General features: G+C 29.9%; 13 protein-coding genes. 12 read left to right on the top strand and 1 reads right to left on the bottom strand.

Annotated features, from left to right (window positions below; translation table 11 throughout):
* Positions 1-62: 62 nt before the first annotated feature.
* The 10 genes from LQ608_RS06760 (at position 63) to LQ608_RS06805 (ending at position 10226) form a co-directional block, all read left to right on the top strand.
* On the top strand, positions 63-1115 hold the full coding sequence (locus tag LQ608_RS06760; RefSeq protein WP_115337161.1) for an LLM class flavin-dependent oxidoreductase: 1053 nt from the start codon (positions 63-65) through the stop codon (positions 1113-1115).
* Positions 1115-1468, top strand: a complete 354-nt coding sequence (locus LQ608_RS06765; RefSeq protein WP_239750922.1) for a hypothetical protein — start codon at positions 1115-1117, stop codon at positions 1466-1468. Before LQ608_RS06760 ends, LQ608_RS06765 begins: the two co-directional genes overlap by 1 nt.
* Positions 1469-1808: 340 nt before the next feature.
* Positions 1809-2165, top strand: coding sequence for a transcriptional regulator, SarA/Rot family (locus tag LQ608_RS06770; RefSeq protein ID WP_078357014.1), 357 nt, complete (start codon positions 1809-1811; stop codon positions 2163-2165).
* An 82-nt stretch (positions 2166-2247) separates the two neighbouring features.
* Complete coding sequence (locus tag LQ608_RS06775) at positions 2248-2856, top strand: C39 family peptidase (protein ID WP_239750923.1); 609 nt, start codon at positions 2248-2250, stop codon at positions 2854-2856.
* Positions 2857-2935: 79 nt separating this feature from the next.
* Positions 2936-4435: a DUF6583 family protein gene (locus LQ608_RS06780; protein ID WP_239750925.1), complete on the top strand. Its 1500-nt coding sequence runs from the start codon at positions 2936-2938 to the stop codon at positions 4433-4435.
* A gap of 19 nt (positions 4436-4454) precedes the next feature.
* Positions 4455-5621, top strand: a complete 1167-nt coding sequence (locus LQ608_RS06785) for an ABC transporter permease (RefSeq protein WP_239750928.1) — start codon at positions 4455-4457, stop codon at positions 5619-5621.
* The gene (locus LQ608_RS06790) at positions 5618-6538 is read left to right on the top strand and encodes an ABC transporter permease (protein WP_239750929.1); all 921 of its coding nucleotides are present in this window, start codon (positions 5618-5620) and stop codon (positions 6536-6538) included. The genes LQ608_RS06785 and LQ608_RS06790 overlap by 4 nt, the downstream gene beginning before the upstream one ends.
* 11 nt (positions 6539-6549) lie before the next feature.
* The gene (locus tag LQ608_RS06795; protein ID WP_078357009.1) at positions 6550-7218 is read left to right on the top strand and encodes an ABC transporter ATP-binding protein; all 669 of its coding nucleotides are present in this window, start codon (positions 6550-6552) and stop codon (positions 7216-7218) included.
* A gap of 258 nt (positions 7219-7476) precedes the next feature.
* Positions 7477-8868 carry an L-cystine transporter gene (locus tag LQ608_RS06800; protein WP_239750931.1) on the top strand — a complete coding sequence of 464 codons (1392 nt, stop codon included), beginning with the start codon at positions 7477-7479 and terminating at the stop codon, positions 8866-8868.
* A 188-nt stretch (positions 8869-9056) separates the two neighbouring features.
* A complete protein-coding gene (locus LQ608_RS06805; protein ID WP_239750932.1) occupies positions 9057-10226 on the top strand; it encodes an acyl-CoA dehydrogenase family protein in 1170 nt (389 codons plus the stop codon).
* A 49-nt stretch (positions 10227-10275) separates the two neighbouring features.
* Here LQ608_RS06805 and LQ608_RS06810 read toward each other — a convergent pair whose 3' ends face one another.
* Positions 10276-11214, bottom strand: a complete 939-nt coding sequence (locus tag LQ608_RS06810; protein ID WP_239750934.1) for a DMT family transporter — start codon at positions 11212-11214, stop codon at positions 10276-10278.
* 145 nt (positions 11215-11359) lie between these two features.
* On the opposite strand from LQ608_RS06810, the gene LQ608_RS06815 reads away from it, so the two are divergent.
* On the top strand, positions 11360-11731 hold the full coding sequence (locus tag LQ608_RS06815; RefSeq protein ID WP_239750936.1) for a YbaN family protein: 372 nt from the start codon (positions 11360-11362) through the stop codon (positions 11729-11731).
* A gap of 172 nt (positions 11732-11903) precedes the next feature.
* Complete coding sequence (locus tag LQ608_RS06820; protein WP_239750938.1) at positions 11904-12839, top strand: ABC transporter substrate-binding protein; 936 nt, start codon at positions 11904-11906, stop codon at positions 12837-12839.
* Positions 12840-13120 lie beyond the last annotated feature (281 nt).

Raw genomic sequence — 13120 nt, forward strand, 5'->3', positions numbered from 1 at the left:
TGACATTTTTTATTTTAGTACTATAATTATACCTAGTATAATAATTATATCGAGGTGAGAATATGAAATTCGAATTAGGATTATCCTCTTTTGCTGAAATATCACCTATTGATGGTGTGAAAGAACCATTTTCTGCACATGAAAGAATAAATCAAGTAGTTGAAGAAATTAAACTAGCAGATAAAGTTGGTCTTGATATATATGGATTAGGTGAGCACCATAGAGAAGATTATGCGGTCTCTGATCCAGTTACTGTACTAGCTGCAGCAGCAAGTCAGACAAGTAATATTAGATTATCTTCGGCAGTAACAGTATTATCTTCTGATGATCCTGTAAGAGTGTATCAAAGATTTGCTACATTAGATGCTATAAGTAATGGTAGAGCAGAAATAATGGCTGGTAGAGGATCGTTCATAGAATCGTTTCCGTTATTTGGTTACGACCTAAAAGATTACGATTTACTTTATAAAGAAAAACTGGACTTATTACTAGAAATCAATGAAAATGAAACAGTGAACTGGCAAGGTCAAACTAGAGCAGCAATTGATAATTTACAAGTGTTTCCTAGAGCTGTACAAGATAAATTACCAATTTGGTTAGCTACAGGTGGCAATCCAGAATCATCGATGAGAGCAGGAAAATTGGGATTGCCAATTACTTATGCTATTATTGGTGGTGCGCCAAGTCGCTTTAAGCGTAATGTAGCAATGTATAAAGCTGTAGCAGAGTCTAATGGCTTTGATACATCACAATTACCTATCGCGACTCACTCATGGGGTTATGTTTCCGATACTGATGAATTAGCTAAAGAAGAATATTATCCATCTAGTTCATATGTTATTAATCAATTAGGTAAAGAACGTGGATGGCCACCTTATTCAATGGAGAAATTCGAACAAGAAATTGTCCACGGTGCATTGTTTGTAGGTAGTCCTGAAACAGTTGCAGCAAAAATTATTAAACTGCATGAAGATCTTGGTGTTAATCGATTTATGTTACATTTACCAGTAGGTTCAATGCCACATGAAAAAGTATTAAAGTCTATTCAACTATTAGGAGAAAAAGTAAAACCGATAGTAGATGAATATATGAAAAATAAGGAGGAAATTAAGTAATGTTAAGATATTTATTAAATGTATACGTAGGTAAACAAATTTTTGATGCAAGTCAACCAAAAGTGAAAGATGATGACGGTATGGCTCAACAATTTGAAGAAGGATTTGGTCTTTCAAGAAACTCAATGAAATTAGCAGGTGGACTTGAATTATTAGGATCAATTTTCTTATTCTTAAGTACTTGCAGCAAATCATTATCTAGATTAGGTTCAGTTATTGTAGGTTCAGTTATGGGAGTAGCTGCATACAAACATTATGAAGCTGGTCATGGCTTTAAAGGTGCTAAACATGCATTAACACTATTAGGTTTATCAGCATTAAGTTTTGTTGATACACTTGGTAAGAAAAAATAATAGTAATATAAAAAGAGCGTACATTTAGATCTTAAATGTACGCTCTTTTTATATTTGGAAAGTAATAAACTTTTAAAATATAATAAAAACCAATATTGAACATAGGTAATCATTTTAAAGATTGAACGCTTTAACCCTTGATACTAAAGCATTTATTCTAAAAATGTGAATGTTGAAAAGTCAATTATTGAAAATTTATTGAATATTTTTATAACTCATTATAAAATAATAAATATTATTAATTCATTGTGTTGAAAAGGAAAAATATGCTATAGACTCTAAAGATTGCACAATATACCAATTCAACAACTAGCTATTTTAACTTGAGGAGTTGCTTGCAATGGAAACAGTATCAGTATCAATCAGAAATATTGTTGAGTTAGTACTTATTAGTAAAAAGGCGAAAGACCATCTTTCTAAAATTAAGAGTGAGTTTGTATTGTCTTTTGAAGAAATATATATACTTGTGTATATATATAAAGGAGAGAAAGATTGTTATAATGTAAAAGACATTATTAAACAATCTAAATTCAAGCCTTATTATATTTCAAAAGCAGTACAAAATTTAAAAGAAAAAGGTCTCATCTCTAAAAAAAGAAATGATAAAGATGAGCGAACAGTAGCCATCCAAGTATCAAAAATACAACATAAAAAGATAAAGAATTTATTGATGGAAATCGAAGCGGAAATATTATAAATTTATTGTATAAAGTGCATCATTATGGTGCACTTTAATTTTATTTATACTATATAGTTATTTAAAAATAAGGAGTCCTGTTATGAAAGTGCTATTAAATGTAAAACCTAAAAGTCAGTTGTTTCCTATTCCGATGATGATGGGATGTGAAGGTACTTCATGTTCAATGTTGTTAAATTACTATAATAAAAAGGTTGATGCGACAACCATTATGAGAGATTGGCCAACTCATCCTTATGATCCAAAAAAAGGATATGTAGGGAATCATTTTTTTATTAAGTTTGGGCATCATCAAACGATATTTCCTAATGTATTAGCCTCATTTTTAAATAGATACGATACTGATATAGTAGATGGCACTGGAACAGAACTTAAAGATTTAGAGAAAATAATTGAAAGTGGTAACCCTGTTGTTATTTATCATACAACTTTAGGACAGACTCCTATAAATAAAACATTCAAGTTAGGAAATAAAGAAAAAGAGTTTGTGACGAATATACATGTTACATTGTTAATAGGCTTTGACGATAATCATTATTACTATATAGATCCGTTATGGAAAAGCATCAAAAATAAAATGGTCGTTCCAGCATTGTGGCCATCAAAATTACAAATTATCAAAATTAATAAAAATAAAATGATTGAAAGTTATAATAAACCAGGAAAAATGTGTATTTTCAAAAAAATATAAATATTTAAAAATTATTATGCCATATAGTTGTAATATTTGTTATGATATTAATATAAATATAAAAAAAAGAGGTGTTTATATGTCTACTAAAATAAAGTTACTCATAGTAGGAATTGTAGTAGCATTTATTGCAATAGTGGGAATTGGTGGAGCAGCAACATATTACTTTTTAACAAATACGCCGAAGAATACATACTTATTAAGTGAACAAGAATCTGCAAAATCATGGAAAGAATATTTCAATGATAGATTTGAAAATGAAGCTGAATTTCAAGATAAAATGCAAGATGAGTCATATGAAACATCATTAAAATTTGGAGCGGAACTACCTGAATCATTAGTTTCACAGTTAGGTGTTCCAAAATCAGTAGTTGATTCTACTAATTTAGTGTTAAATGTAGGGCATGATCCTAAAAAAGAAAATTCGAAATTAGGTATTGAACCAACAATTGCAGATAATAAAATTGGAAACTTCCAATGGAGTGCTGATAAAAATAATCAATATGTAGAATCACCATTATTTAACGATGTTTACAAAGTGAAAAATAATGAAATTAAAAAAGGTATTGAAAAAGCATCAGGCCAACCTTTAGAAACTACTGAAGGACAAAAGATCACAAATGATTCTTTAAATTTAAATACAATCTTATCTGGTTCACAAATATCTCAAGATGATGTTGATAAAATATCTAAACGTTATAGCGATTTGTTTGTTGATCAGTTAGATGATGATAACTTTAAAAAAGAAAAAGAAAAAGTTAAAATTTTCGATGATGAAAAAGAATTGAAAAAATTAACAATGAAATTAAGTTCTAAAGATACTAAAAAAATCACTGTAGCAATGCTTGAAGAAGCTAAAAAAGATGAAGACATCAAAAATATTGCTGAAAAACAAGGTAACATCAAAGATTACGACAAAGAAATTAATGATTTACTAAAAGACGCTAAGGATGAAAAGGCATCAAAATATCCTAAAGTCAATTCTATTATTTATGTAGATGGTAAAGAAATATTAAAACGTGATTTAACAATTACAAATCAAGATAATAAAAAAGTTAATATCAAAGGTACAAACGTTATTGATGATGGTGTTCAAGTAGATTACAAAATTTCAATGCCAGGTGAAGATGGTGGACTTTCATTAAAAGGTAAATCAACTGATGGTGATGAAATTAAAGATAAATATGATTTAGTAATTGAAGAAAATTCATACAGTAAGACAACTGCAAAATTAGATAACACATCTAAAGTAGATGGAGATAAACGTACTGACAAAGGTAAATTAACGTTCAGTGATGCATCTAGTCAACCGTTTGATCTTAACTACGACCATAATTTGACAACTGACACTAAAAATAATCAGCAAAAGCAAAAATTAAATGTCGATTTCGATGTTAATGGAGAGAATATCAAGTTAATTATGGATGGTAATACTGAACTGAAAAAAGACATTAAATTCAAAAAAGATGGCGCAATTGATTTTAATAGTTTATCAGATTCAGAAGTTGAGGATTTAACAAAAGAAATGCAAGATAAAACTGAAAAAATTGGTGAAGATCTTGCAAAAGAACTTCAATAGTTAAGAGAGGAGTGGTAATATGTCGACAATCAAATTGTTCAACATATACCACTCTTTTTTAATTAAAAAGTGGTATTTAATTGTCTATATTTTATTGTTATTTATAGCTGTGTTAGCGATTATGATTGGTGTTAACCAGATGAATCAAAAAGATGACAACTTTACAATTGGAATAGTTGATAAAGATCAGTCTAAAGAAACAAAATTGATTTTAAATGCTATTGGAGATGGTCAGTCATTAGGTAATGATCTTTCAATAAAGCATTTTAATGAGAAAAGAGCACATAATTTATTAGAAAATAAGAAAATTGATGGGTATTTTATATTTAAGGATGGAATGACAAAAGCTTTTTATCGAAATGGAGAGTTACCAATTGTAGTTAATACTTTTGATACACAATCAGTGGAAAGTATTATCATTTTACAGCTAACAGATTCTGTATACAGTCGGTTAATGTTATCTATGGGTGGGGCAATGTCTTATGCTTCACTTTATCCAAATGCTACAGAGAATGAATTATTAACAATGATGACGGATATGTTATTTACAGGGCTAAATAGAAGTGGTTCTTTTGATGAAGAACCGGTAAAAGTATTTGATACATTAAGTTATTATACGATTTCAATTTATTTTGTATCTATATTTGTATTCTTCTTTTCTATTTTTAGTATTTTAAAAATGAATCAAAAGGATGCATTGAAAGAAAGATTAAGCATGTTCCATTTCTCGTATGAAAAGCTCACAATCGTAAGAGGTATATTTAGTTTAGGTTATACAATTTTATGGAGTGTAGTAGGTTTATGGATAATAATTAAATTCCTTAAACCGGACTTTGAAATGTATAATTTAAATGCACTTATTATGAGCTTGTCATATTATTTATTCTTTTTAACTTGTGCATTTATCTTTATAGATATTGCGTTTAGAAATGCTATCAACTATATATTGAAGATAGGATTAACGTTAGTAATTTTGCTTTTTTCAGGTGCGATCATTCCTATTATTTATTTAAAAGGTTTAAGTGGTGGTTTGATTGAAAGTTTACCTTTTACAATTGTGTATAATCAATTGCTTGAGCTACTTTTAAATAATTACATTATTGATCTACACCCAATGTTTTATTGGAATATTTTAATTATGATAGGCTTACTGACAACCTCGATATATTGGAGGTATCGCCAATGAAACCAATGTTCAATCTAGTTGTTTTGAAACAATGGAAACAATATGTGGTATTGCTGTTAATATTGGTACTGACAATTTCTGTAGTTTTAATGGCTCAAACAACATCAAACAAATTATTCAAAATGCCTATTGCTGTTCAAGATATGGATCAATCTGCATCTTCCAAAGAGTTGATTCATAATTTAGAACAAACAAAGTATTTAGAAGTGATCCGTATTTCGAAAGATGAACCATATATTGAAGATTTTATTGAAAAGAAAGAAGCAATTGTAAGTTTACAAATTCCAAAAGATTTCAGTGATAGATTAAAAGAAAATCGATTAAAAGATGCCTTATCGCTATATTATAAAGATGATTTTATTGGTGAAATTGCTTTAGAAGTTACTAGTAAATCTTTGTATAAACAACAGATACCCGTTATTATTCAAGATCACTTAAAAAAAGCTGACCATAAAGTAAGCATGGATAAAATTAAACAAGAATATAAAAAAGATACACCTCACTCGAAAATGGAGCACCATGCTGTTAAAAAGAAGGCTGATGTTTCTATTAGTGCTGGCGCAATAATTGCACTTTTATTATTAGTGAGTTGTAGCCAAGTGGTATTGCATCAACGTCTTAAGCAAAATGCAGCATTAGACAGATTAATGATGTTTAATGGCACAAAATTAAAGCTATATACTTTTTATGTCATGACACATGTTATTTTGTTATTTTTAATCATTTTGTCTGTAAGTTTAATACTGTCATGGTCACTTAGTATTTTATTTTATGTAACAACACTATGTATCCTTATAGCATACGAGTTTGGCTTAAGTATATTGTTATTTAAAATTAATACACTTAGCCACAAGTTATTTATGGCTATTATGTGGTCAATTGCGATTAGTTGTCTGTATTTATATATTCAAATATAGGAGGTGTCTTGATGATTACAATAGAAAATTTATCAAAAAGCTATAAGGATAAACAAATCTTTCAAAATTTTAATACGACTTTTAAAGACAAGACACTAACTGTATTACTCGGTGAAAACGGTGCTGGTAAATCAACACTTTTAAGAATCATAACAGCTCTAGAAAAAGCGAATGGTGGTACAGTTAAGTACTTTGGAGAACGATTAAGTAATAGAGAAATTAAAGAAAAAATTGGATATATTCCTCAAGACATAGCTTTGTTTGAGCATCTGACTGTAAATGAAAATATTGAATTTTTTAAAGCGCTTAGTAAACAATCAATTTCTTCTAATCTTATAGAAGACTACTGTGAAAAACTTAATTTATTTGAAAGAAAAGCTAAAATTTCTGCACTATCTGGTGGGACGAAAAGGAAAGTGAATTTATTAATTGGATTATTAAGTAATCCTAGTATATTAATTTTAGATGAACCAACAGTAGGGATAGATTTAAAATCTAGGTATGACATTCATCAATTATTAAATAGTTTAAAAGAATCGAGACTCATTATTTTGACTACACATCATTTAGATGAAGTTGAAAGTTTGGCAGATGAAATTAAACTAATAGGAAAAGATTCTTTTTATCGAAATATTTTATCTGAAAAAGGATGGGAATTTGAAGATAGTTTGCATAATTGAATATGATATACTCACGTTCTTAAAAGTACTCCTAAGCCGTAAATCATAATTACGAATTGGGAGTATTTTATTTTTTGTATTTTAAAATTGTATGCTTAAATTTGCTTTATTATTTCAGTTCAGATTTAAAGATAAGAAATAGTAAGTCTTTCATGAATTATCTAAAAATTTAGAAATATAAAAACGTATTGCAAATAAAATTTTTAACGTGTATTCTTATTTAATGTATCGGAATTAAAAGGATTGGGAGGTCAAGTAATGGAAACGTTTTGGATTGTTATAAATATTATTGTTTTCTTACTATTTATAGGTTTATTAGGTTATTTAACAAAGAAACATGTGAAGTTCTCTAAACGTGTACTTATCGGTTTAGGAATCGGTATTGTATTTGGTTTAGCATTACACTTGATATATGGTGTGGATTCTAAAATTACTGAAACGACAGCGTCTTGGTTTGATGTTGTTGGTACTGGTTACGTGAAACTATTACAAATGATTGTAATGCCTCTTATATTTATTTCAATAGTATCTGCGTTTACAAAGATAACGATTGGACAAAATTTTGCTAAAGTTGGAGCTTGGATATTTACTTTCTTAATAGGAACAGTAGCTATTGCTGCTTTAGTAGGTATTATATACGCAATGCTATTCAATTTGGATGCTTCTCAAATTGATTTAGGCGATGTAGAAAATAGTCGTGGACAAGAAATCGAACAAACGTCTAAAGATATGGAAGCAAATAATTTACCAAGCCAAATTATAGAATTATTACCAGCAAATCCATTTTTAGATTTCACTGGAGCTAGAGGCACTTCAACGATAGCTGTAGTGATATTCGCAGGATTTGTAGGATTTAGTTTCTTACGTGTAATGAGAAAAGAACCTGAAAAAGGTAGCTTGCTTAAAAGAGGGATTGATGCGATTTATGCATTAGTTATGGGTATTGTTACTTTTGTATTAAGATTAACACCTTATGGTATTTTAGCGATTATGACTAAAACTGTAATGACAAGTAACTTTGAAGCAGTATGGACATTAGGTAAGTTCGTACTTGCTTCTTATGCCGCTTTAATTACAATGTATATTATTCATTTAATATTAGTGTCAGTTGTAGGATTGAACCCTGTGACATACGTTAAAAAGACAAGTGAAGCATTGTTGTTTGCATTTACATCTAGATCAAGTGCAGGAACTTTACCAATAAATGTACAAACTCAAACGACTCGTTTAGGTGTTCCAGAAGGCGTAGCAAACTTTGCCGGCTCATTTGGTTTATCTATAGGGCAAAATGGATGTGCAGGTATTTATCCAGCTATGTTAGCAATGATGATTGCACCAAGTGTTGGTATAGATATAGATTTACCATTTATCCTATCAGTTATAGGTGTAGTTGTAATTAGTTCATTTGGTGTAGCGGGTGTAGGTGGTGGCGCGACATTTGCTGCTATACTTGTCCTATCTACATTGAATTTACCTATTGCACTAGCAGGTGTGTTAATATCTGTTGAACCACTTATAGATATGGGTAGAACAGCATTGAATGTCAATGATTCCATGTTAGCTGGTACAGCAACTGCTAAAATGACAGGTCAATTAGATGAAGATGTATATAATGATCAAGACTTTAATGAATTAGGCGAGTCTTATTAATATTTAATCACTTAAAATAAAACGCAAAGTTGATAATCTCATGAATCATCAGCTTTGTTTTAAACTGTCGACAAAGTCTCCGATTTAGTTGGCAGTTTTTCTTTTGTTAAAAACTTATCAATATAGTCGGATTAATATTGAAAGGAATTAAGTACAATGATAAAGTGTTATTAAGGAGTGTGGACACAATGAGTAGAGATTTATTTATTAAAAATGAATTCCAGAAAAAATGGATAGATAAAATAGAAGATCATAAAGAATCATTGCAAAAGTATGCAGAGAAAAATGATTTAAATTCAGAATTTCCATATGAAAATATTAATTGGTTAATTGAAGAAGGATATACTAAAATTGTACTTCCAAAATCTTACGGCGGAGAAGGTGCAACTCCAGAAGATGTCGTATTATTTCAAGAAACATTAGGTAAAATAGACGGTGCAACAGCTTTAGCAATTGGATGGCATATGGGAGTAGTTGGCCAAATCTATCAAGAAAAATTATGGACTAAAGAATTATTAGACGAATTTGCAAAAGAAGTTGTGAATGGTGCGATTGTAAATAGAGCAGTAAGTGAAGCGGAAACAGGTAGCCCTACAAGAGGTGCGAGACCAAGCACAAACGCTGAACGTAAAGGAGACCATTATATTATAAATGGTGTTAAAACTTTTACTACAATGAGTCAAAGATTAACACACTTTTTAGTAGGAGCATTTGTCCCAGAAAAAGAAGCGCTTGGATTTTTCTTGATTCCTAGAGATACAGAAGGCTTATCTATTGCTGAAAATTGGAATATGGTAGGTATGCGTGCTACTGAAAGCCATGATTTAGTGTTAGACGATGTTAAAATTCACGAAAAATATTTAGTAGAAGTTGCTAATGGACCAAGAGGAAATAATATAAATCCGTGGAACCTTCATATTCCTGCAGTTTATTTAGGTATCGGACAAGCGGCTCGTGACTATGCAATTGATTTTGCAAATGAATATAGCCCTGGAAGTATTGAAGGTGTTATAGCTGATATTCCAGCAGTACAACAAAATATCGGAAATATGGAATTAGAGCTTACTACAGCAAGACATTATATTTATAGTGTGATAGATAAGTATTTAAATCCTTCAATAACTGATGCACAAATAGATGTTGAACTCGGTGTAGCTAAACATGTTGTCGTTAATCATTCAATCAAAATTATAGATATTGCAATGAGAATCGTTGGTGCGAAAAGCTTACAAATGGAAAGACCATTACAAAGATACTATAGAGATATTCGTGCTGGATTACATAATCCGCCAATGGATGATGTCACTATTACAAAATTAGCTAAGAAAGCACGAGAAGAAAGAAATAACATTCAATAATAAAAAAGACGAAAAATTAACATTAGATAATTTTTCGTCTTTTTTATTATTAAAAGTCACTATTTTGTTGTGCTTTTATCCTTTTTTTACGTCTAGGTTTCATTCCAATTGACATATAAAGAACGACAACGAGAATTACAATCATACCGGCAAGTTGATATATCCCGAATGGAACCTTTAACCAAAGAACAGAAGAAATAACAGCTGTTACAGGTTCAAGTACACCAAATAATGCAGTAGTTTGAGGGCTTATATACTTTACACTTTCTAAATACATCCAAAATGCAAACATCGTTCCGAAAGTAATTACAAAAGCAAAGTAAATAGCACCTCTCAAATCTAGTAAATGCCATGGAAAAGAAAAATCTAAGTTGATTATAGATAACGCAATTCCACCTATAAACATTGACCAGCCAATAACAACAAGTGATGGCCAATTTAAAAATAATTTCACTGCGTAAACAGTGTAAAAAGCAGCAGCACAAGCTGTTAACAATCCCCACACAATTGCATTTGGTGGAACAGATAATGTAGAATAATCACCATTCGTTAAAAGTAAGCTAGTTCCGAATAAAGAACATACAATTATAATAATATCTGCCCATCTAAATTTACTTTTTCTAGTTATTAGTAAATAAAGTAATATAACAACTGGCGCTAAAAACTGTAATAGTGTGGCAATAGCAACATTTCCCTTATCAATCGTAGCCATGAATGTGTATTGTACCCCTAGCATACCAAATAATGCATATATGATGAGTTGTAATAATGAATGTTTAACTTTAAAAATATGTGTTAAATGCTGTTTTTGAATAAATTTAGCAATTAATAATAAGAAAAAGCCACTCAAAATTAAACGCTCTGCCACAAATAAAGAAATAGGTAAGCCATATTCAGTAAATAGTTTCTCTGTAACAGTGCCACCTAACCCCCAAAATGTAGCACCAAACATAACGAGCATGGTACCTTTTAACTGATTATTTTGCAATTATGGTCCCTCAATTCTGAATGATGTTAATTAACTAATTTTAGCATTTGGGATATTAATAAACAATAAGTTGCGATTTTTTTACTTGCAATTATAGATTACACATTCTTATAATGAAGGTATCAGTTTGAAGAGAGGTTACCACATGAAGTACGTGTTAATATCGGTAGGTACAATTGCAACAGTTTTAGGTTTTATAGGTGCAGTTATGCCTTTATTACCAACAACACCATTCATATTATTGGCAGTATTTTGCTTTGCAAAAAGTTCAGATAGATTCCATAAATGGCTTGTAAGTACGAAAGTATATAAAGAATATGTAGAAGATTTTCAAAAATATAGAGGGTATACATTAAAGAAAAAATTCGAACTACTAATAAGTGTATATATCGTAGTAGGCTTTTCAATTTGGATGATTGATCATTTATATATAAGAATTGGTTTGTGCATTATGCTGTTTTTCCAAACAGTTATATTATTTACATTTGTTAAAACATTGCCAGCTAAAAATAAATAATTTTTATTATCTGTCGTTGAAGTGGTATAACTTAACTTTACGATAGATTTTTTTTGAAAATTTTTAGTAAATAAGTTTAATAAAAATTGAAAAATGTTATTGCTATAACATATTAACAGTTATATAATAAACAAAGATGAGAATGATATTCATTATCAATTGGAGGACAATTATGAGAAAACTTTTAACGTTAGTTATGGCTTTAGCATTGATAGTTGCTGCTTGTGGTAACAAATCAGATGATAAAGAAAGCAATAGCAAAACTAAATCAAGTAAAGAAACAGTAAGTTATAAATTAGACGACGGGAAAAAAATAGATATACCGAAAGAACCTAAACGTATTGTAGTTTTGGCACCATCATATGTAGGTGGATTATTGCATTTAGGAGTTAAACCAGTAGGCGTACCAGCTTCAACAGATCAAACACCAATTCTTAAAGATAGAATCAAAGGTATTAAGAAAGTTAGTGAAGACAATGTTGAGCAAGTAGCAGAATTGAAACCAGATTTAATCATTACATACAATTCAGATAAGAACTTGAAGAAATACGAAAAAATAGCACCAACAATTCCATACGATTACGTAAAACATAATTACCTAGATATGCAAGTAGAACTTGGTAAATTAGTAGGTAAAGAAGATAAGGCTAAAGAATGGGTAGAAAAATGGAAAAAAGAAACAGCAAAAGATGGAAAAGAAATTAGAGAAAAAATCGGTGAAGATACAACAGTTTCAGTTATAGAAGCATTTGAAAAAGATATATATACTTATGGTGAAAACTGGGGTAGAGGAACTGAAGTATTATACCAAGCATTTGATTTAAAAATGCCTGAAAGTGTAGATAAAGATGTTAAGAAAGACGGATGGAAAAAAATATCTCAAGAAGAAATTGAAAAATATTCAGGAGATTATCTATTCTTACCTTTATCAAAAGGACAACCTAAACCAGAATTTACAAAAACAGAAGCTTGGAAATCTATACCAGCAGTTAAAAATGATAAAGTAATTGAAATAGATGCAGAAACATTCTGGTATAACGATCCATATTCATTAGAAATGCAACGTGAATACTTGAAAGAACAATTACTTAAAAAAGCTGATAAATAAAAAATATAAGTTAGAATTGAGAGGCTTATATATAAATTAACGCGCATTCATTAGTTAAGCCTAATGAATGCGCGTTTTTGTATTATGTAAGGGACAAAATTCCGAGAAATGTCCGTAAGAGGTAGTATCTAAAGAGCACAATTCAGAATTCTGCTAGTAAGAGCATTCTAAGGAGCAAAATCCGGAATTCTGCCAGTAAGAACAATCTAAGGAGCAAAATTCAGAATTCTGCTAGTAAGAACAATCTAAGGAGCACAATTCAGAATTCTGCCAGTTAGAAC

Origin of the sequence: Mammaliicoccus sp. H-M34 (assembly GCF_022386495.1) — a bacterium.
In the GTDB taxonomy this organism is placed as follows: Bacteria; Bacillota; Bacilli; order Staphylococcales; family Staphylococcaceae; genus Mammaliicoccus; species Mammaliicoccus fleurettii.

Bases quoted from the DNA above. Each gene is read 5' to 3' on its own strand.
- LQ608_RS06760 (WP_115337161.1), top strand. From the start codon at position 63: ATGAAATTCGAATTAGGATTATCCTCTTTTGCTGAAATATCACCTATT.
- LQ608_RS06765 (WP_239750922.1), top strand. From the start codon at position 1,115: ATGTTAAGATATTTATTAAATGTATACGTAGGTAAACAAATTTTTGAT.
- LQ608_RS06770 (WP_078357014.1), top strand. From the start codon at position 1,809: ATGGAAACAGTATCAGTATCAATCAGAAATATTGTTGAGTTAGTACTT.
- LQ608_RS06775 (WP_239750923.1), top strand. From the start codon at position 2,248: ATGAAAGTGCTATTAAATGTAAAACCTAAAAGTCAGTTGTTTCCTATT.
- LQ608_RS06780 (WP_239750925.1), top strand. From the start codon at position 2,936: ATGTCTACTAAAATAAAGTTACTCATAGTAGGAATTGTAGTAGCATTT.
- LQ608_RS06785 (WP_239750928.1), top strand. From the start codon at position 4,455: ATGTCGACAATCAAATTGTTCAACATATACCACTCTTTTTTAATTAAA.
- LQ608_RS06790 (WP_239750929.1), top strand. From the start codon at position 5,618: ATGAAACCAATGTTCAATCTAGTTGTTTTGAAACAATGGAAACAATAT.
- LQ608_RS06795 (WP_078357009.1), top strand. From the start codon at position 6,550: ATGATTACAATAGAAAATTTATCAAAAAGCTATAAGGATAAACAAATC.
- LQ608_RS06800 (WP_239750931.1), top strand. From the start codon at position 7,477: ATGGAAACGTTTTGGATTGTTATAAATATTATTGTTTTCTTACTATTT.
- LQ608_RS06805 (WP_239750932.1), top strand. From the start codon at position 9,057: ATGAGTAGAGATTTATTTATTAAAAATGAATTCCAGAAAAAATGGATA.
- LQ608_RS06815 (WP_239750936.1), top strand. From the start codon at position 11,360: ATGAAGTACGTGTTAATATCGGTAGGTACAATTGCAACAGTTTTAGGT.
- LQ608_RS06820 (WP_239750938.1), top strand. From the start codon at position 11,904: ATGAGAAAACTTTTAACGTTAGTTATGGCTTTAGCATTGATAGTTGCT.